The sequence below is a fragment of the Streptomyces sp. NPDC060049 genome (assembly GCF_042736715.1).
GTDB lineage: Bacteria > Actinomycetota > Actinomycetes > Streptomycetales > Streptomycetaceae > Streptomyces.
Genome location: NZ_JBHWVV010000008.1, coordinates 233,240 through 252,819, shown reverse-complemented (window position 1 = coordinate 252,819; position 19,580 = coordinate 233,240). Strand labels below are relative to the sequence as shown.

Here is a 19,580-nt window from a genome sequence, read left to right as displayed (position 1 = left end):
GGGCGGGGGCGCGGAGTCGGGCGCCGCCGGTGCGGGGCGGCCCGACGGCGTGACCGTGGAGGGCGGTTGGGCGAGGGGGGCGCCGAGCGGTGCGCGGGCTCGCGCAGGTCGCACGGGCGTCTGTGAGGCCGGGGCAGGGGCCGGGCCAGAGGCCGGCCGGTCTGCTCCGGGTTCTGCCTGGCGCTGGACCGTGGGCATCGCGGGCGGGGGCGCGGAGTCGGGCGCCGCCGGTGCGGGGCGGCCCGACGGCGTGACCGTGGAGGGCGGTTGGGCGAGGGGGGCGCCGAGCGGTGCGCGGCTTCCCGTACGCCGCCCAGGGGTGGGGCCCGGAGCGACGGGCGACGGGCCGCCGTCGTACGCCGGGGGGACGGTGGGACGTACGACGGACACGCGGCGCCTGGGCGTGGCGGGGACCCGGGCGGTGGTCAGCGGGCGGCCGGCCGCGTGCGGCCGGACCACCGGGTGCGCTGCCTCGGCGTGGGGCGTGGGAGCGCCGGGGCCCTCCGGGACGGAACTGGATCCGGTGGAGCCCGCGGTTCCGGTGGTCCCTGACCTGCGCGCCGCGGCCCGCTGGACGGGCGGGGTGGACGAGGTGGATGGACCGGACGGGGACGTGGCGGCCCGCCCCGCGGACGCCGCCCGTGCTGCCGGGGCACCTTCGGCGGACGCCCCGGGGACCACCGCGATGCGGCGGATCAGTGGGAATCGCGGAGGGGCCGGCGCGGGGCCGGCCGCGGCAGGGGACACGGCGGTGCCGCTGCCGGTCGCACCGGCCCGCTGCACCGGGGGAGCGGGTGCGCCGAGCACGGCTGCGGAGTGCGTGGGTGTGAGGCCGCGCGTCCCGGAGGTCTCCTCGCCCGACGGGACCTCCCTCGCGTCGCCCCGGGCCGTGGCACGGGCGCCGGCACGGGCGACGACCGGGCCCGGTGCACCGCCGCCGGTGGCCGCCCGCGGGTGGTCGCCGCTGCGGGACGGCGGAGCGGCGTTCGGCGCGGACGCGGGCACTGACAGGCGCCCTCCCGGCCCGGAGGCCTCCGCGACCGCGGCCGGCCCGCGCGTACCCGAGCCACTCGGACGGGACGGCGCGGCGCCGGACGCGGGCGAACCGGCCGAGGGCGAACCGGACGAGGAGGAACCGGACGAGGGCGAACCGGACCGTACCCGGCGCGAGCTCTGCGGGGTGTCGCGCTTCCGCGGTGCCCCGGGCGCACCCGGAGCCGCGGTCCGTACCCGCTCGAGCGGCTCCTCCGTCCCGGGCGCGGCGTCCCCTTCGTGCGGGCGCAGCGCCCGCAGCAGCAGCGGGCCGCCACCGCTGTGCGCGGGGCGGGCGGTGGCGGGACGGGCGACGCCGCGTACGAGACCGGCCGGGGCGTTCGGCAGCAGGGCGTGGGCGAGCCCGGCGTCGAACGACGGATCGCGCCAGGCGGCCAGGCCGGACCGGAAGGCCAGCCCGTCGCTGACGCCCATCGGTGCGCGGGACACGGTCAGCCGGGGCGGCGCCGTCATGCGCCAGCCGCCGTCCCAGTCGCCGGGCAGGCCGACCCCCGGTGCGGCAGCCGCGGACGCCGGGCCGCCGGAGGGCGCCGTCGCCCGGCGGCCGGTCGCACCGTCCGTCACGACGGCGCGCCGACCTAGCCAGTCCCGCCATGCCATGCGCTCAACCGCCTTCGTTCACGCGCGTGTTGATGCGAGCGATCTCGGTGACCCACTCCTGGCGCTCGCCGTGGGTCAGGTCGAGGATCTCGTCGCGTTGCCAGTGGAAGTGGTAGGCGATGTACGCGATCTCCTCCCTGAGCCGGGGGAGGGCGTACGTCACGATTCCCCCAGGCGGCCACCGGAGAGGTCGATCTCGAAGCCGCCTTCGCAGTGCGGGCAGGTGACCGCCGCGCGCGTATGCCCCTCGCTGTTGACGCGCCGGTAGAAGTCCTGCAGGAACGCGACGTCGGTCGCGTACATCCGCTCCACGATCCCGGCGTGCACGTCGGTGATCGCGCCGAGCCGGGTGATCACCTGGCTGAGCAGCACCACGCTCAAGTACGCCGGGTTCTCCTTGACCCGCAGATCGATCTGGGGGCGCAGCTCGTCCCGGGCGGTGGCCAGGCGCATCGCCCCGTGCCGGTGCACGGTGCCCGCCTCGTCCACGTACCCGCGCGGCAGCTCGAACTCGAACTCGGTGCGCAGCCCGTGGTCCTCGCGCGGCGCCGGCGCGGAGGGGGGTGCCTCCGTCCGCGCCGGGGCCGGGGCCGCGGCCGGGGCCGTGACCTGCAGGATCTCTTCCAGGTTGCCCGCCGTCACCGTACGACGCCTCATTCGACGATGATCTCCTCGAACACGATGGTCACGGACTCGGTAGCCGCGGCGGACTCGCCGGCCTTGAGGGAGGGGCCCTCCCACTTGGAGGCCCAGCCCTGCATCAGCTGGATGCGGCGGACGGTCGCACCGGTGGAGTCCTTGATCTCGATCGTGAGGTTCTGCCGCGCGGTGTCGACGGCCCCGTTGTTCAGGGTCTCCTTGATCCACTTGGTGAACTCGCTGCTCTTGTCGAGTCCCCGGGTGATCGTGACCTCACCCGCCTGGCGGGCGCCGGGCTGCTTGCGGATGATCTGCTTGCCCTCGGCGCTGACCTGGCGGACCTCGACGACCTCCTCCTCGACGGTCAGGCCGCTGATCTCCTGGATCGATTCGACCAGGTAACCGCCGAGCTGTACGCCGAAGATATGAGTGGAAAGAGCATCGCCCTCTGCCATGACTGTCGTTCACCTTTCCTTGCTGTTACGGCTGCTACGGCTGCTACGACTGTTATGGCTGCTACGGCTGTGGCGCCTGTTTCGGCTGTTACTCGTCGACGAGGCTGGTGCTGTCGGAGAACTGGGCCAGCCGGAACACCACGAACTCGGCGGGCTTGACGGGCGACACGCCGATCTCGCAGACCACGCGGCCCTGGTCGATCGACTCCTGCGGGTTGTTGTCCCGGTCGCACTTGACGTAGAACGCCTCCGCGGCCGTGCGGCCGAACAGCGCGCCACGACGCCACTCCTCGGTGAGGAACGCGGTGACGTTGCGCCGGATGCTCGACCAGAGCCGGTCGTCGTTCGGCTCGAAGACCACCCACTGCGTGCCCAGGAGGATGGACTCCTCCAGGTAGTTGAAGAGGCGGCGGACGTTCAGGTAGCGCCAGGCCGGATCGGAGGAGAGGGTGCGGGCGCCCCAGATCCGGATGCCCCGGCCGGGGAAGGCCCGTACGCAGTTCACGCCGATCGGGTTGAGCAGGTCCTGCTCGCCCTTGCTCAGGCGCAGTTCCAGGTCCACCGCGCCGCGGATCACCTCGTTGGCGGGGGCCTTGTGCACACCGCGCTCGGCGTCGCTGCGCGCCCACACGCCGGCGATGTGGCCGCTCGGCGGGACGGTCGTGTTGTGCCCGGCGGCCGGGTCGAAGACCCGCACCCACGGGTAGTAGAGGGTGGCGTAGCGCGAGTCGTAGCCGGCCTCGTCGTTGCGCCAGGTGCGCACCTGCTGCGCGGAGAGCCCGGGCGGGGTGTCCAGGACGGCCACCCGGTCGCCCATCTGCTCGCAGTGCGAGATCACCGCGAGCTGCACGGTGCGTACGCCTTCGGCGTCGATGTCGCCGCGCTGGTAGGCGCTCATCAGGTCCGGCACCGCGACCATGGTGATCTCGTCGATGGTCTCCAGGCCGGCGAACCCGGTACGGGCGCTCGCGTCGCCGACGTACTCGGCGGGGTCGAGCCGGGGCACCTCGCCGTGGACGGCCGGAGCAGACGGGGCCGGGGCGTCGGTCAGGGCCACGGTCTGGGCGGCGGGCCGGCTCTGGTTCACCTCGCGCTGCTCGGTGACCTCGATCAGCTTCGAGGCGCGGGCCTGGGTGACGAGGTAGCCCTTGACGTTCTTGCGGGCGGACACCTCGTAGGTCTCGGCCACCTGCTCGCCCTGGCGGACCAGGACCTTGAAGCGGTCCTCGGGCGGGTTCTCGCCGTCCGCGTCGGCGATCTCGACGGACACGCCGGTGACCCCCGGCCGGGCCGTGATCAGGAAGCCGCCGAGGGCGGCCGGCTCCGCCGCGCGGGCCTGGGGGCGTCCGCCCCCGACGGCCGGGGCGGAGGCGTCGTCCCGGCCGGATCCGCCGATGCGGACGACGTACGCGGCGCCGCCGCCGTTGGCGAAGTACCCGTAGACCGCGTGGGGCAGATAGGCGCCCTCGGTGAAGCCGCCGAAGTGCTGGCTGTACTGGTCCCAGTTGGTGACCAGGGTGGGCTCGTGGAACGGGCCGCTCCGGGCGAACCCGACGAACGCGGCGACGGCGGTGCCGACCCCTTCGATCGGGCGAGCACCGGACTGCACCTCCTCCACGTATACGCCCGGGGTGAGGTACGTCGGCATGCTCGCTCCTTCGCTCTTGCTGTTCTGTGTTTCAGGTCCGTCCACAGCCTTTCCGGCGGCCGCCGCCGACGGCAGGGGCGTTCGGACCTGGCCGGGGGCAAGTGCACTGCCCTCCTGGTCCCCGCCGGCCCCCCCGGAACAGCCCCCCGGCCCGTCCGCTGCCGTCCGGCTCACACGTGGGTGACCTGGTCCACGTACGGCCCGAACTCGCCCTCCAAGAGCAGGCGGCCGAGCTTGCGGTACTCCTGGGCGATCGCCGTCACCACCTGGGGCATGGTCACCGGCTCACCCGATGCGGCCGCGGAGTAGGCGGCGGTCACCGCGCAGGACCGGATCGAGCCTCCGGCCAGTTCGAACCGCTCGGCACAGAAGCCGAGATCGAGGTCGTCGGCCCGGGGCAGCCGGTCGCCCAAGCACCGCTCCCACAGGGCGAGGCGCTGGGTGGCGTCGGGCACCGGGAAGTCCGCGACCACGTCGAGGCGGCGGGTGAACGCCTCGTCGAGGTTGGCCCGCAGGTTGGTGGTCAGGATGGCGATGCCGTCGAACGACTCCATCCGCTGGAGGAGATAGGCCGACTCCATGTTGGCGTGCTTGTCGTGGGCGTCCTTGACCTCCGAGCGCTTGCCGAAGATCGCGTCGGCCTCGTCGAACAGCAGCACGGCGTTGACGGCCGACGCCTCGGTGAAGATCCGCTCCAGGTTCTTCTCGGTCTCGCCGACGTACTTGTCGACGACCGTGGACAGGTCGACCACGTACAGGTCCATGCCCAGGTCGGCCGCCACGACCTCGGCGGACATGGTCTTGCCGGTGCCGGAGGAACCCGCGAACAGTGCGATCACCCCGCGCCCGCGCCCGCCGCCGGGCCGCATGCCCCACTGCCCCAGCACCTGGTCGCGGTGGCGGGCGCGCACCGCGAGTTCACGCAGGCGGCGGTGGGTGGGGGCGGCCAGCACCAGGTCGTCCCAGCCCACCGCGGGCTCCACCCGGCGGGCGAGGCGGGCGAGTCCCGCGCCGTTCTGGGCCCGTACGGCGGTGCGCAGGTCGTCGGGTGAGACCGGGCGGCCGTCGAGCGCGGCCGTGCGCACCGCGGTGTCGGCGGCGCGCCGCAGCTGTTCGGCGTCGAGGCGGTGCGCGGCCACGGACCGGGCGAGCGCGTCGGCCTCACCCACCTCACCCACCTCGCCACGCTCCCCGGCGGCCCGCTCCAGCGCGTGCCGCCAGCGCACGACGTGCCGGTCGGGGGAGGGGGACGCCACCGTCAGGGTCACGGGGGTGTCGGCCGCCCAGGCCGGTTCCCAGCCGCTCGCTCCGTACGTGAACAGGGGGATGCCGCGCAGCGCCGCACACAGGGTGCGCAGTGCGCGGGCCCGCTCGTCGGGCTTGTCGGGCAGTTCCTCCACCGGCCCGAGCAGCACACCGGCGCCCGTCAGGCGGGCCTCGCGGGCGGCGGCGCGGGCGAGTTCGGGCACGGTACGGGCGTGGTGGGCCAGGGCCGCCGCGTCCAGGGCCAGGGGGCTCAGCCCGCACGCGCGCAGCGCGGCGGCGGCCAGGCCGACGGGATGGCCGCCGCCCCGCAGGTGGACATGGCCGGTGCCGCTGCCGGCCGCGGCGACGGCCCGGTGCAGCTCGGCCGGGTCGACGGCCGGATCGTCGTCGGCCCCGCCGAGCACCTCGGCCAGCCGGGGGTCGGGCGAGGCGTCGCCGAGGAGGTGGGCGGTGACCCGGTCGGGGACGGACAGCACCCGGGACAGGGGCGGCCGTTCGGGCTCGGTGACCTCCAGCAGACCGCCCGCGACGAGCGGCGCGGCAGGGGAGAGCCGCAACCGCGCGGCCGCCACCCCGGTGCGGCCGCACAGTTCGAGGGCGAGCGCGACGGTGGGCCGACGGCGGGTCAGGTCGTCGTTGAGGTAGCCGTAGAGCTGTTCGAAGCGGGCGTCCAGGTCCGGCGCCAGGGCGACCAGGAGCAGGTCCAGGTCGAGCGGCGCCAGCGCGAAGCGCGCGGCGAGGAGGTCGAGCGGAGAGCCGGGCGGGGGGCCGTCCGGTGCGAGCGCGGGCAGGGCGGGGCCGTACCGTGCGTCCAGGACGCGGGCGACCGCCTCGGGCGTGAGGTACTGGCCCCGGTAGGGGTCGTCCGGGTCGGGATCGACGGCGCGCCGGCGCGCCACGGCCTGGCGGACACGCTCCTCGATGATCCGGAGCCGTGCCCACAGGTACGGGGTCGTGTCGGCCAGGGGCGGGCGCGCGGGTTCGAGGGTGTGCGTCACGGCTGCCGCTCCCCTCGTCGGCGGCGCGCGGGAACCCGCGGGCGCTCCCTGGAGCCGGCGAAGCCCTCCGGTCCCGGTTCGCTCATCTCGACATAGCGCAACCGGCGCGCGCTCTCGGCCCCGTCCGGCTCGGCCTGCGGCACGGAGCGTACGACGAGCCCCTCGGTGACCGGCGGGGCAGTGACCCTGCTGATGCCCGCCAGCGGCGCCTTCACGCGGAGCCCCAGGGACGGCTTCAGCTCGCCGCCCAGCGCCGACCACACGTCGGAGGCGGCCGGCGCGTCCATCCCGGTGCCCCCGGCGTCCACGTCCACGAGCAGGCCGAGTTCGGCGAGCGTGCCACCGAGCAGGCGCGGGGGCAGCGCGTCGGTCGACACGAGGCAGGCCAGCACCTGGGAGAGCAGTCGGTGCTCGTCCTGTGGCCTGGTCGCCCACGCCGTGACCAGGTACGTCAGCTCGAACCAGCGGGGCGGGGTGCGGCGTGCGACGACGAAGCCGTCCGCGTCGTACACCTCGCCCGCGCCGCTGCCGCGCCGGGTGGGGTCCTCCCGGATGTCGTACAGGAACACGCAGACCGTGGGCGCGCTGCGGCGCGCCGCCCAGTCACGCGTCGGCGCGTCGAACACCACCTCGACGCCCGACGCCTCCAGGCCGGACTCCGCCAGCAGCCGGCGCAGCCCCTCGTCGACCTCGTGGATCACCGGCGGGTCACCTCGTCGGGCGGCTGCACCGTGCCGTTGACCACGAGGAAGTCGGTCTGTACCGGGGAGAAGCCGGGGCCGCTCGCGGTGATGACACGGGGGCCGGTCTGGTCCTTGGCGAGGATCAGCAGCTGGCCGATGAACGTGCCGTCGCTCCGGGGGACGGTCGGTGCAGCCGCTGCCGTGATGCCCGGCTTCCACGTGAACCGAACCGGCACGCCGGGCGGGAAGTCCTCGCCGCGCACCGAGGTGACGAAGCCGGGCCTGCCGATCGGCGGGACGGCGACGATGCGCGGCTGGAGGACGCGCAGCCGCTGCTCGGCGGTGTTGTCGCCGAGGTCGGCGTCGGTGCCGCTCGTGGTGAGGTCGCCGGTCACCCGGCCGGTGAGGGCCTTGTCGGGGTTGAGGACGACCTGGAGGACGGTCCGGGCGCCCGGTGCCAGGTCCGGCAGCGCGCACACCCAGGCCTGGTCGCAGCCCGGCGGCGGCCCGTTGTGGGGCACGCCTTCGGGCAGGCCGATGCGCAGCCGCAGACCGGTGGCCAGGGCGTTGCGGCCGTTGCGGACGGTGTAGGTGACGACGACGCGGCCGCCCACGTAGCCGGGGTCGGGCCGCGCCGTGACGCGCACCCCGGGGCCGGCCGGCGGCGCGGGCGGCTCCGGCTCGGGCGTCGGGGTCGGCGTCGGGACGGGGCCCGGCGTCGGGGGTACGGGCGCCTCCCGCACCGGCACGACGGTCCGGTCGGCGTTGTCGCTGGGGCGGGGGTCGAGCACGGTGCCGGTGACGGACCAGTCCACCTGCTGGTCGCCGGGGGTGACGCCGGTGAGGGTGACGGCCACCGGCACGGTGGTGCCGGGCGGCACGACGCCCAGGGCGCAGGTCAGCGCCACCGCGTCACAGGTGGCGCCGGGTGCGGTGAGCGCGGTGACGCTCACGCCGGCCGGGGGCGCGACGGTCAGCCGGGTACCGGGTGAGGCGGCCGGGCCGTGGTTGACGACGTCGACCCGGACGGTGGCGGAGCCGCCGACGGTGAGCGGCGCGGCCTTGTCCGGAGCCCGGACCGCGAGGTCCACGGACTGCTGGACGCCGGGTTCCTTCTGGCGGCCCGGCAGGCCGGTGACGAGCAGGTTGTGGGCGCCGGAGGCCACGTCCACCAGCTTCAGCTTCTCCGGGCTGTCGGGGGCGCGGGAGCCGCGGGCACTGAGCACCAGGCTCTTGCCGTCGGCGGTCCAGGCCGCGTCGCGGGGCTGGAACGGTCCCTTGGCCGTGGGTTCGGGCAGTTCCCGGCCGCAGGCCCCCGGCACGTCACGGGCGGCGTCGGGCAGCAGGACCCGGCAGGCGCCGCCCGCCGCGGCGGCGAGGAGGATGCCGCTGCGCTCGTCGACGCGGCCGGCGCCGTTCTTGCGGTTGAAGGCGATGGTGGCGCCGTCCGGTGAGAAGGCCGGGCTGTCGTCGATGACCTCGCAGGCGCCGGGGCAGATGGTGGCGCTCAGGTCGCGCTGCCGGTCCAGGCGGTCCACGGGCACGGTCCAGACGTGCTTGTTGCCGCCGCCGCCGTTGATCTCGAGGGTGCGGGTGAAGGCCAGTGCCGTGCCGTCGGAGGACCACGAGGGCTGCGCGTCGCCGCCCCGGGGGCGGTCGGCGGGCGGGGTGATCTCACCCCGGATCGCGCCGGTGGCGGCGTCCGCGATCAGGATGCGCGCGGGGCCGGCGGCGTCGCCGACGCCGCCGGGCGAGGTCCGGGTGAAGGCGAGGGACTTGCCGTCGGGGGAGAACGTCGGGTCGGTGTCCCAGTCCTTGGGGCCGCGGCCCGCGAGCGGCAGCGGCGCCGGGTGGGAACCGTCGGCGTCCGCGATCCAGATCCGTTCGATCCGGCCGTCGTCAGTGTCCTCGAAGCGGGTCAGTACGATCCGGCGCCCGTCGGGCGTGTAGTTCTGCCGCTCGGTCCACGGGTCGTACCCGGGGGCGGGCCGGAACAGCGGGTCCTTGGCCGGGTCGGTGTTGGTGTCGGCCGCCGGGTCCTCCTTGAGGATGGTCAGGCCGAGGTCACGGGGGTCGGAACCGTCCATCCGGGCGTCCTGCAGGGTCACCGCGTGCGGCCCGGCCGCCGAGGTCCGCTCGACCACGGCGCCGCCGCCGCTCAGCGGGCCGAGCCAGGTGGCCGGTCCGACCTCGCGGTCCTCGCTGAGCACCACCTGGGGGGTGTCCGTCGAGTGTGCCGGGACCCGGAAGACGTGGTCCCAGTCGCCCTCGCAGTCACAGGTGCGGTCCGGGCTGAGGAAGAGCACACCGTTCCCGTCGGGCAACCACGCTGCCCCGTGGGTACGCCAGCCCGCCTGGGCGCCCGCCAGCAGCGGTCCGTCGCCCCGCCCGTCGGTCCATCGCAGACGGGGCCCGGCGGGCCCGGTGGCGGTGTAGGCGATCAGGTCCCGGTTCGCCGCGTCGTCCACCGGGTTCCACACCGGCTCGGTGGCCGTGCCGTTGCCGGGGCCGGTGACGCGCGTGGCGGCGCCGCCCCGCAGGGGACGTACGTAGACCTGGCGTCCGGCGGCCCGGTCCTCGTCGCTGGAGTACGCCAGACGTCCGCCCTCCGGCGAGACCGTGGGGTGCTCCTCGTTCGCGGGAGTGTCGGTCAGCCGGGTGAGGCGGCTGCCGTCGGTGCGCACCAGCCACAGGTCGCGCTGGGTGCCACCGGACCCGTCGGCCTGGGGCGAGTCGAAGACGACCGCCCGGCCGTCCGGGGTCAGCCGGGGGTGTGCCACGTCCAGGCCGCTGGTCAGGCGGCGCACCGTGCCGTCCGCGGACCGCAGGTAGACCTGCGGGTTCCGCTCGTCGCGGCGGCTCGCGAAGACCAACTGGTCTCCCAGCGCGGCGGGCTGGAGATCCTGGTGGGCCGGGCCCTCGCCGAACAGCGGGGTGCTGGACGTGCCGGTCGCCACCCGGCCCAGGCTGCGGTGGCGCGTACCGGCGTAGACGACCCGGCCGTTCCCGGCGTCGGCCGCGAGGGGTCGTGCCTCGGAGTCGCCGGGGCCGGTGGCAGCCGTCACCGCGAGCAGGGGGATCAGGAGCAGCAGCGACGCGCCGACTCTCCCCCAGCGGGGTCGCCGACTGCCGGATCCACCCGTGTTCATCAGGGTCCACCTCGTCGTCCGGTGCAGCATCTGCGTATGACTCCGCCACCCTGTGTCCCCGCACGCGCGGACCGGCAGGGCCGCGGGGCCGGACCCGGGGGAAGCAACCGGTGCGCTTTCGGGCAGTGGCGGGGGCGGCCCGCCCGTTCGGGCCGACTGCCGGCCACCGCCGCCGCCGTCGGCGCCGTCCGGACCTCCTGCGCCCCCGGCTCCGGCGCCCGCCTCGCCGTACGGTCAGATCAGCCCCTGGCGCAGGGCGTAGCCGACCGCGTGCGTGCGGTTGCGCAGGTGCAGCCGCGTGATGACTTCGTGCAGGACGTTCTTGACGGTCCTTTCGGAGTACGAGGTCTTGGCCGCGATCTCCGCGGTGTCCAGGCCCTCCGACACCAGGCGCAGCATGTCCGCCTCGCGCGGCGTCAGCGTGGACAGGGACACGGCGCGCGGGTCGAGCGCCGAACGCTGCAGACTGCCGACGTGGTCGAGGAGCTTCGCGAGCAGGTCGCCGGGCAGCACGCCCTCGCCGTTCGCTATCGCCAGGACCAGCCGCAGGAGCCGGTCCTGGTCCGCCTCGGCGCGTCGCAGGACCGCCGTGACCCCGCATTCGATCGCACGCTGCAAGGCGTCCCCGGATTCGAACGTGCCGACCACGAGCCCGGTGCGCGTGTCGGAGTTGTGCCGCAGTCGGTACAGCAGGGCGGCCGTCTCGTCGTCCACGCTGTCCACGGTCACGAGCGACACCTGCGCCTCCTCGGCGTCGACGTCGTCGACGAGCTCGATCTCCCTTCGCTGGCGCAGCTGGTGGACGACTCCGACGCGCAGGATCGGGTCCGATGCGTACACGGCCACGGTGACCCGTCGGCCGGCGCCGGACGAGGAGGCGGGTCCGTTGTTGTCAGGCTGGGGCATGTGTCGTACCTGTTCCGTGATGGGTGAGTCGGGATGCGGATGAGAAGTGATGCGCAACAGGTGTTTCGGCGACTGGAGTTGAGGGCATCCGGTGGGGGCATCGGGGTTGCCCGGAGCGTTGCCCTCGCGCCCTTGGAAGTGGCCGGGGCGTCGCCATAGCGTCGGGGCGTGATATCCCCAGCTGCCTCTTCCAGCCCTGGCGCGCCCGGCCTCGACATCCCGCGGGTGTCGGTGACGCCGGGCGGTACCGCATCCACCAGCCTGACCGTCCGCAACGACAGCGACATCGTCGAGGCGTACCGCCTGGAGGTCCTCGGCGACTGCGCTGCGTGGGCCGCGGTGGAACCCGAGCGCGTCTCCCTCTACCCCGGCACCTCGGAAACCGTGACGATCCGCCTGACCCCGCCGCGTTCGTCGCAGGTGCGGGCGGGCGACGTGCCGCTCGCCGTGCGGGTGCTGCCCACCGAGCACCCCGAGTCGGTGCGGGTCCCCGAGACCACCGTGCACGTCGAGGAGTTCCGGGAGCTCCGCGCAGAGAGCGCTCCCAAGCGCCGCCGCGGCTGGCTGCGCGGGCGCTATCGACTCGCCGTGCGCAACGAGGGCAACTCCGCCGTACGGCTTGCCCTCACGCCCGGGCAGCCGGGTGAGGAGCTGAGGTTCGACTTCCGCCCCGCGGCACCGAAGCTGGAGCCCGGCGAGTCCGCCGAGGTGGTGCTGCGGGTCCGCACCGGCAAGCCGGTGTGGTTCGGGGCCCCGGTGGCCTGGCCGTTCACCGTCGAGGTGGCCGAAGCCGGCGACGGTGAGGACGGCAAGGAGCGGCCGGAGCCGGACGCCGTCCGGGCCCCGCTGGAGGTGGAGTTCGTCCAGATCCCGATCTTCCCGACGTGGCTGCTCGCGGTACTGGCGGCGCTCCTCGCGCTGCTGCTCGCCTGGTTCATGCTGGTGCGACCGGCCGTGCGCAGCACGGCCAAGGAAGCCGCCGACGAGGTGGTCCAGAAGAGGCCGACGCCCAGTGCGGACGTGAACGGGCAGGCCCCGGGGGCCGATGTCGCCGACCAGCCGGGAGGCGGAGGCAAGAGCCCCCGGCCCGGGACGGGCGCGGGCGGTGCGGGAGCCGCCGGAGCCGGAGCCGGCGGGGGCGCCGTGGCGCAGCAGAGCTCGGCCACCATCGACCTGCAGACCGGCGGTGGGCAGACCAAGACCGGCGCCTACACGGTGCCCGCCGGCAAGGCGTTCGGGATCACGGACATCGTCGTCGCCAACTTCCAGGGCGACGAAGGGGTGGTGACCATCAGCTTCGGCGACCGCAAGATCACGACGATCGCGCTGGAGACGTTCCGCAACCAGGACTATCACTGGGTCACCCCCATCAGCATCGCCGAGAGCCAGACTGTGACCGTGCAGGTGACCTGTGCGAAGCCCGGCACCCCTGCCACCGGTCGTCAGGCGCAGGAGTGCCACGAGGTGCTCAACGTGAGCGGTGTGCTGAGCGACCTCAGGTGACCCGAGCGGCACGGACATCGTCGGTCAGGTCGTGCGTCAGGGCAAAGAGGGCTTTTGCCGCACCGTCCTGAAACCGGTACTTCGGCCAATCGATCGGACGTCCCGGCGTCGATCGTGCGTTCTCGTCGAGTCCGGTCCCGTATCGGGGAACTCTGGGTAACCCGGCGGTAATTGAGGGAGCAACAAAGATGGCCTGATCGCGACTCCCTCCTGAGCTCCGGTCAGTGCGTGGGGACTCCCACCTGCTGGCCGGAGGCAAGGACCGCCGTCGCGGCGCTGAGGTCGACCGTGTTCGGCAGCATCGCCTGCGGCCGTAGCAGGTCCTTGAGCAGGAACCGCATCAGATCGGTCCCGGACATCGCCTTGAGCCTGTCCGCGAGCTGCGGGTTCACCTCCCCGAGGCGCTGGATCTCCACGACGGCCCGCTCCACCAGACCCGGCACGATGTCCCGGCCCATGAGGGTGTTGGACCGCAGCCGCTCCGAATGGACCTGCTCCTGCGGACCGGATCCGTAGGTCATGGTGCTGTGCGGGTCCGACAGGGCCTGGGTCTTGGAGAAGAGGATCTGCCCCCTGCGGTCTTCGTTCTGCTCGCCGCCCATCGCCTCCATGACCTTCTCCATGTCCAGCGCATCGGCTCCCGCCCCCGCGCCGACGTCGAACTTGCGTACCGGCAGGGAGAACCCGTCCGGGAAGGTGTCCTCGCGCGTGCCCAGCCTGCTCTGGGTCTGCGCCGGGTCCTCGGGCTTCGCGCGCACGGTGGGGTACTCGCGCTGGGCGAAGTCGCTGAGCATCAACCAGCCCTGGTTCATCAGGGGGGACGCGGTCAGGGGGAGCTCGATCCGGGCCGGCTCCTCGCCGCCGAACCGCGTCTCGCGGAACGGGCTGCCCGGCACCTCCAGGAAGAAGAAGACGAAGCCCTCGTTGGCCAGGACGTGCTTGTCGTACGCCTCCGAGTTGTTCGGCGCGTCGGGGTTCGCCCTGAGCAGTTCGGTCTTGGACTTCATCTCCCCCTGGGCGAGCATCTGCTCGGCGCGCGACCTGGCCGTGTAGTGGCACAGCACGCTCTGCTGGAGCGCGGCCGACAGCTTGGTCCTGACGTCCGCGACCCAGGGCCGGTCGCCCTGGCCCCCGGCGATCTCCTTGGCCATACCCGCCCGGTTGAGCTCCGACAGCTCGCGGAAGTAGCTCGCCCCGTGCATCTGGAACGCGGCCGCGCTGTCGGCCCACTGCTCCTCCTGCCACAGCATGCCGTTGGCGGTCATCGCGCCGAACGGCTCGCGAGCCCCCTCGGGGAACTCGCTGTCGCGCACGAGCTGGTCGTTCACCAGTACCAGTTCGTCCTTGACGACCTTGAGCGCCGCGGACAGCCAGGGCTTGACGGCCGCGGTCGCCTCGTCCTCGGCCGGGGCGATCTGGAGCGTGAGGTCCGTCAGGGCCATCATGCAGTGCAGGGGGTCGCGGTGGGGATCGCTGTCGTACGCGGCGATGTCCGCCCGCACCCGCGCCACCACCGGGTCCGGCGGCTCCTGGGTCCGCGCCCTGAGCCGGCCCAACAACCCGCCGGTGCGCGGGGGGTCGGCCGGCAGCGAGGGGCCGAGCTCCTCGGGCCCCTTGCGCTGGACGACGGCCCGCGCACCGGACACCGGCGCATGGGTCCCGTGCTCCTCACAGGCCGCACGCTGTACCGGTGCGGGAGCGGCCATGGCCCGGCGCGCGTTGGCCTCGGCCTCCCGCTCGAAGCGGTCGCCGGGGTCGCTGACCCGCAGTCCGTGGCCCGTGTCGGTCCCCGCGACCGGCCCCTGCCGCTGCTGGATGACATGGGTGAGCTCGTGGGCGAGGGTGTGCTTGTCCTTCCCGCCGTCCGTGACGACCACGTGGCTGCCCGAGGTGTACGCCCGGGCCCCGATCTCGGCCGCGGACCGCTGCGCGAGGGGATCGGCGTGGACCCGTACGTCGGAGAAGTCGGCGCCGAGCCGGTTCTCCATCTCCTCGCGCAGGGGCCCTTCGAGCGGCCGACCGGGCGACCGGAGCACGTCGTGCGCGGTCGCCCGCTGGAGCGGTGCGTCCTCGTGCCCGGGGCGGGCGCCGTGGCCCGCCGCGAGCATGCGCGTCACCGCCGCGTTGCCGACGGACCGCTGGAGCGCCGGCAGCGTGGCCGCCGCGGGAGCGGCGGGGGCCCGTTCCGCATCCGGACGCGCCTGCCGGGACGGGGCGGAGCTGTCCTTGGAGGCATCGGCTGCCGCCTTGTCGCGGGCGGGGATACGCATGGGCATGCCTCTCGGGGGTGCGGCGGGTCGTACACCGGGTGCGGCGGGTCGTACACCTGCTTACCCGCGAAAGCCGCCCGGGGACATGCCCCTTCGGGCAGACCTGGGGGAACGCCCCGCTGCTCCCGACGCGCGCCGCCGCCCGACGGGTGGACGTCGGCCGCGGCCCACGCCGGCGCCCTCTCCCCGGCCGTCCTCCCCGTCCACCACGCCTGGTTCCCGCGCCCCCCGCGGCGGTCGCGGCCGGACCGGGGCCGCCCGTACGAAACCTTGTTCGTCAGCACGCGACCCCGCGCGACGCACGTCCGAGTGGTACTTGCCCGCGCGGGCGCATTCTGGCCTTCCGGGCCCGGGCGGGCGGCAAGAGTTGACTCATGATCATGGATCCCGATGCCCACTCCGGCACGCCCGAAGTTCCCGGAACCCCCGGCGAGCCCGCACCGGCGGCCTCCCGCCGGCCCTCCCGCCGTACCGTCATCGCCGGCGCGGCCGCCATCGCGGGAGCAGGCGGGCTCGCGGTGGCCGTCACCTCCGCCGAGACCTCGCAGGCCGTCCCCGGCGCCGCGGTCGCCGACTGGGGCGCCTGCCTCACGATCGCCCGGGCCATCCTCGTACGGGACGACGAGGACCAGCCGCTCGTACCGCGCTACGCCGACATCCTCCTGAAGAACGGCCTGCCCCGCTCGCGCCGCCCCCGCAGGAAGGTGCTGGTCGTCGGCGCCGGGCCCGCCGGACTCACCGCCGCCCACCTCCTGCGCGAGGCCGGCCACCAGGTCACCGTCATCGAGGCCAACGCCAACCGGGTGGGCGGCCGGATCAAGACCTTCCGGACCGGCGGCCACGAGAACGCCGCCCCGCCCTTCGCCGACCCCAAGCAGTACGCCGAGGCCGGCGCGATGCGCATCCCCGACAGCCACCCGCTGGTCACCGGCCTGATGGACGGCCTCGGCCTCAAGCGCCGGCGCTTCCACCTGGTCGACGTGGACGGGGCCGGCCGCCCCGCCTACCGGACGTGGATCTACGTCAACGGCATCCGCGTCCGCCGCGCCGACTACGCACGCTCCCCGCAGGCGCTCAACCGTTCCTTCGGAGTGCCGCAGGCCTACGAGTCGGTGCCCGCCTCGCAGATCGTCCGCAACGCCTTCGCCCCCGTCCGCAAGGAGATCGAGGGCAAGAAGGACAAGGAACTCGTCGAGGGCTGGGCCCGCGTCATCCAGCGCTACGGCCACATGTCGATGTATCGATTCCTGACGGAGGAGGCCAAGCTCGACGAGCGGACCATCGACCTGATCGGGACCGTCGAGAACCTCACCTCCCGTCTGCACCTCGCCTTCGTGCACAGCTTCATCGGCGCCTCCCTGATCAGCCCCGACACCGCCTTCTACGAACTGCCCGACGGCACCGCCACCCTGGCCGACGCGATGTACGCGCGCGTCAAGGACCTCGTACGGCTCGACCGGCGTGTCACCCGCATCACCCACGGCGAGGGCGGGGTCACCGTCGAGACCGTCTCCGAGGGCCGCGGCGGCAGCCCCGTGCGGCGCGAGACCTTCACCGCCGACACGGCCATCATCACCGTCCCCTTCTCCGGACTGCGCCACATCCCCATCACGCCCGCGCTCTCCTACGGCAAGCGGCGCGCGGTCACCGAGCTGCACTACGACGCGGCCACCAAGGTGCTGCTCGAATTCAGCCGCCGCTGGTGGGAGTTCGACGAGGCCGACTGGAAGCGCGAACTGGAGGCCGTGGAGCCCGGCCTCTACATGAAGTACCAGACCGGCCGGACCCCGGGGAACGGAACCCTGCTGGGCGCGCACTCCTCCGTGGACGACGGCCGCATCTCCGCGGGCCAGCGATCCCACTACGCCGCCAGCCGCGTGGTCTCCCGCGACCAGCCCGAGGCGGCCGGCGTCATCGGCGGCGGCTCGGCCACCGACAACCCCAACCGCTTCATGTTCCAGCCCTCCTACCCCGTCGAAGGCAGCGCCGGCGGTGTCATCCTCGCCTCCTACAGCTGGTCGGACGACGCCCTGAAGTGGGACTCCCTGGACGACGAGGAGCGCTACCCGCGCGCCCTGGCCGGAGTCCAGGAGGTCTTCGGGCAGCGCATCGAGGTGTTCTACACCGGCGTCGGCCGCACCCAGTCCTGGATGCGCGATCCGTACGCCTACGGCGAGGCGTCCGTACTGCTGCCCGGCCAGCACACCGAGCTCTTCCCCCACGTCCGCAAGGCCGAGGGCAACCTGCACTTCGCCGGATGCCACACCTCCATCAAGCCCGCGTGGATCGAGGGAGCCCTGGAATCCGCGGTGCGGAGCGCCCTGGAAGTGCACACGGCGTAGCGGCCGCCCGCCCGGGCGGCGCCGTCAGCTCTCGGCGAGCACGATCAGCCAGTCCTCCTCGCAGAACCGGACCCGCCGGCGCTTGTCGGGGTTGATCCGCACTCCGTAGTCGGGGCCCGTCGCGCTGCGGGCGCGCAGCCGGTAGCCGACCGCGCACTCCCGGCGCCGCCGCGCCGACTCGACGGCGGTGGCGAAGGAGACCTCATGACCGGCCCGGACGTAGTCCGTGGCCGGCTTGAGGTGGAACTCGTGGCCCTGCGCCTTGAACAGCTCCTCGAAGACCGCGGCGAGGTACGGGCTCTCAGAGATCTGCGTCATCAGGAGGCTGATCAGCCTGCCGCTCACGATGAAGTCCGCGCCGTCCCGGGCGGGCGCGAGGAGACGGTTGCCGTCCTCGGACATCTCGGTGGTGACGGCCAGTTCCCGCCGCGCGGCGTCCCCGATGGCCCGCAGGTGCAGCAGGGTGACCAGGGTCCTGTCGTCGGCCCGCGCCTCGGGATCCGTCACCTCGGCGGGGCCGGCGACGGGCGCGTCACAGGCCGCGGGGTCCGTCTCGCCGATCACGATCACGCTGTCGTACGAGGGCACGTCCAGCTTGGCCAGGATGAGCGGGTCGGTGATGTCCCCGTCCTGGAAGGACACTTCGAGGCGGGACCGCGCGTCCGTGACGGCCCGGGCTCCGGGCGCGGCCGCGTACCCGCCGGACGCGACGACGTCCAGGGCGGTCCCCGGGCTCACGTACTGGTCGAGCTGTTCGATGACGAGCGGGGCGCGGCGGTTCCAGCCGAGCAGGAGCAGGCGTTCGGCCTTGGCGGTCCTGGGCGCGGCCGTCACGATCGCGTCCTCCTGGACATCGCGGGCCACGTCCACCCGCACGGCCGTGTCGTCGTCCTGGGAGATGACGATGATCCGGTCGGCCGGGCCGACCGTCGCCTCCGGATCCGGATTGAGGCTCACGCTCCCGTCGGCGTGCAGGAGGCCGACCGCCGAGGACGTGGCGAACCCCAGCAGCACCTCGCCGAACGTACGCCCCACGAGACCCTCGGCGGCGACCGGGTAGAACTCGTCGCCCGCGAAGTCGAGCAACTCCGAGTAGACCAGGGAGAGTCCGGGCTGCCGGGCGGTCTGCACGAGGAGCCGGGCGACGATGTCGTCGACGCACAGGACGTGTCCCGTGCGCCCGGCGGCCAGCCTGGCGGTCAGGTGGTTGCGGGCGTCGCGGACGGCTGCGACCACCACCGCTTCCCCCTCTCCGGCTCCGGGGAAGGCCGCGTCGAGGGCCAGCAGCGTCTTCACCACGTGAGCGTCCCCGTAGTCCCCGGTCGGCGGCAGCACCAGCACCGCCTTCGCCGTGCGAGGACTCACCCGGCACAGCTCGGTGGGGTCGGTCGTGCTCCCGTTGCGGCAGATGATCCGCGTCCTGCCGCTGTCTCCGACCCGTGTGGAGATCTCGTCCTCCATCCACACCTTGTCCTGCGGGGCGAGCACGGCGATGGCCGAGCGGCGCTGGTTCGCGTTGGCGGCCACCAGCTCCCCGATCACCGGGAAGACCTGGTCCGACCATCCCAGGACGACGGTGTGCCGGGTCTCCAGCACGGTGGAGTGGCCCAGGCGCAGCAGCATGATGCGCCGGTTGATGCCCGTGGTGATCAGACTGACCAGGGTCGACACGAAGAGCAGCGCCACCAGCGCGAGGGACACGGAGGCCAGCACGTAGAGCGGGGAGCCGACCGCGCCCCCGATCTTCAGCGTCTGACCGACGCTGACCCACACGGCGGTGAGGCGGCCGGAGAGCGTGGCGGGGGCGGCCCGGTCGGACCAGACCAGGACCATGCTCGCCGGAACGACGACGGCGAGGCAGGACAGGGCGAGCCAGCCGATGAGCGCGGTGGTTCCCCCCGAGACCAGATGGTCGAACCGGTACCGGAGGCGGAGCCGGAGTGACGTCGTGTCCTGCTGCGCCACACGGGCTCCCGTACATGGGTCGGCCATGAGCCGACGCGCCGATCGGGGCGGCTGCCCGCCACCCCTGGAGCCACCCTAGGCAGATCCCCGGCCCCCGCCCCCC

Annotated in this window: 12 protein-coding genes and 1 pseudogene; 2 read left to right on the top strand and 11 right to left on the bottom strand. The window is 73.9% G+C overall.

Features of this window, described 5'->3' with window-relative positions; translation table 11 throughout:
* From ACFWBY_RS17505 to ACFWBY_RS17465, 9 genes and pseudogenes are all read right to left on the bottom strand, one after another.
* A pseudogene (locus tag ACFWBY_RS17505) lies at window positions 1-1,617 on the bottom strand (hypothetical protein); the annotation flags it as partial.
* A 40-nt stretch (window positions 1,618-1,657) separates the two neighbouring features.
* The gene (locus ACFWBY_RS17500) at window positions 1,658-1,816 is read right to left on the bottom strand and encodes a DUF6760 family protein (protein ID WP_167739575.1); all 159 of its coding nucleotides are present in this window, start codon (window positions 1,814-1,816) and stop codon (window positions 1,658-1,660) included.
* A complete protein-coding gene (locus tag ACFWBY_RS17495) occupies window positions 1,813-2,310 on the bottom strand; it encodes a hypothetical protein (protein ID WP_385342145.1) in 498 nt (165 codons plus the stop codon). Before ACFWBY_RS17495 ends, ACFWBY_RS17500 begins: the two co-directional genes overlap by 4 nt.
* Window positions 2,307-2,747 (bottom strand): phage tail protein, encoded by a 441-nt coding sequence (locus tag ACFWBY_RS17490; RefSeq protein WP_030388073.1) that lies wholly within the window; start codon window positions 2,745-2,747, stop codon window positions 2,307-2,309. Before ACFWBY_RS17490 ends, ACFWBY_RS17495 begins: the two co-directional genes overlap by 4 nt.
* 88 nt (window positions 2,748-2,835) lie before the next feature.
* On the bottom strand, window positions 2,836-4,395 hold the full coding sequence (locus ACFWBY_RS17485) for a phage tail sheath family protein (protein ID WP_385342147.1): 1,560 nt from the start codon (window positions 4,393-4,395) through the stop codon (window positions 2,836-2,838).
* Between the two features lie 170 nt (window positions 4,396-4,565).
* Window positions 4,566-6,659, bottom strand: coding sequence for an AAA family ATPase (locus ACFWBY_RS17480; protein ID WP_385342149.1), 2,094 nt, complete (start codon window positions 6,657-6,659; stop codon window positions 4,566-4,568).
* Window positions 6,656-7,360, bottom strand: coding sequence for a DUF4255 domain-containing protein (locus tag ACFWBY_RS17475; protein WP_385342151.1), 705 nt, complete (start codon window positions 7,358-7,360; stop codon window positions 6,656-6,658). Before ACFWBY_RS17475 ends, ACFWBY_RS17480 begins: the two co-directional genes overlap by 4 nt.
* The gene (locus tag ACFWBY_RS17470; RefSeq protein WP_385342153.1) at window positions 7,357-10,491 is read right to left on the bottom strand and encodes a hypothetical protein; all 3,135 of its coding nucleotides are present in this window, start codon (window positions 10,489-10,491) and stop codon (window positions 7,357-7,359) included. Before ACFWBY_RS17470 ends, ACFWBY_RS17475 begins: the two co-directional genes overlap by 4 nt.
* A gap of 234 nt (window positions 10,492-10,725) precedes the next feature.
* Window positions 10,726-11,397 (bottom strand): LuxR C-terminal-related transcriptional regulator, encoded by a 672-nt coding sequence (locus tag ACFWBY_RS17465; protein WP_385342155.1) that lies wholly within the window; start codon window positions 11,395-11,397, stop codon window positions 10,726-10,728.
* A gap of 168 nt (window positions 11,398-11,565) precedes the next feature.
* Between ACFWBY_RS17465 and ACFWBY_RS17460 the strand changes: the two genes are divergently transcribed.
* The gene (locus ACFWBY_RS17460; RefSeq protein ID WP_385342157.1) at window positions 11,566-12,900 is read left to right on the top strand and encodes a hydrolytic protein; all 1,335 of its coding nucleotides are present in this window, start codon (window positions 11,566-11,568) and stop codon (window positions 12,898-12,900) included.
* Window positions 12,901-13,121: 221 nt separating this feature from the next.
* Here the strand turns inward: ACFWBY_RS17460 and ACFWBY_RS17455 are convergent, their stop codons facing one another.
* The gene (locus tag ACFWBY_RS17455) at window positions 13,122-15,170 is read right to left on the bottom strand and encodes a DUF4157 domain-containing protein (protein WP_385342159.1); all 2,049 of its coding nucleotides are present in this window, start codon (window positions 15,168-15,170) and stop codon (window positions 13,122-13,124) included.
* Between the two features lie 380 nt (window positions 15,171-15,550).
* Between ACFWBY_RS17455 and ACFWBY_RS17450 the strand changes: the two genes are divergently transcribed.
* Window positions 15,551-17,512: a flavin monoamine oxidase family protein gene (locus ACFWBY_RS17450; protein WP_385342161.1), complete on the top strand. Its 1,962-nt coding sequence runs from the start codon at window positions 15,551-15,553 to the stop codon at window positions 17,510-17,512.
* Window positions 17,513-17,536: 24 nt separating this feature from the next.
* Here ACFWBY_RS17450 and ACFWBY_RS17445 read toward each other — a convergent pair whose 3' ends face one another.
* Window positions 17,537-19,477, bottom strand: coding sequence for an NAD-binding lipoprotein (locus ACFWBY_RS17445; RefSeq protein ID WP_385342163.1), 1,941 nt, complete (start codon window positions 19,475-19,477; stop codon window positions 17,537-17,539).
* Window positions 19,478-19,580 lie beyond the last annotated feature (103 nt).

Bases quoted from the DNA above. Each gene is read 5' to 3' on its own strand.
- ACFWBY_RS17495 (WP_385342145.1), bottom strand. From the start codon at position 2,310: ATGAGGCGTCGTACGGTGACGGCGGGCAACCTGGAAGAGATCCTGCAG.
- ACFWBY_RS17490 (WP_030388073.1), bottom strand. From the start codon at position 2,747: ATGGCAGAGGGCGATGCTCTTTCCACTCATATCTTCGGCGTACAGCTC.
- ACFWBY_RS17485 (WP_385342147.1), bottom strand. From the start codon at position 4,395: ATGCCGACGTACCTCACCCCGGGCGTATACGTGGAGGAGGTGCAGTCC.
- ACFWBY_RS17470 (WP_385342153.1), bottom strand. From the start codon at position 10,491: ATGAACACGGGTGGATCCGGCAGTCGGCGACCCCGCTGGGGGAGAGTC.
- ACFWBY_RS17465 (WP_385342155.1), bottom strand. From the start codon at position 11,397: ATGCCCCAGCCTGACAACAACGGACCCGCCTCCTCGTCCGGCGCCGGC.
- ACFWBY_RS17455 (WP_385342159.1), bottom strand. From the start codon at position 15,170: ATGCGTATCCCCGCCCGCGACAAGGCGGCAGCCGATGCCTCCAAGGAC.
- ACFWBY_RS17450 (WP_385342161.1), top strand. From the start codon at position 15,551: ATGGATCCCGATGCCCACTCCGGCACGCCCGAAGTTCCCGGAACCCCC.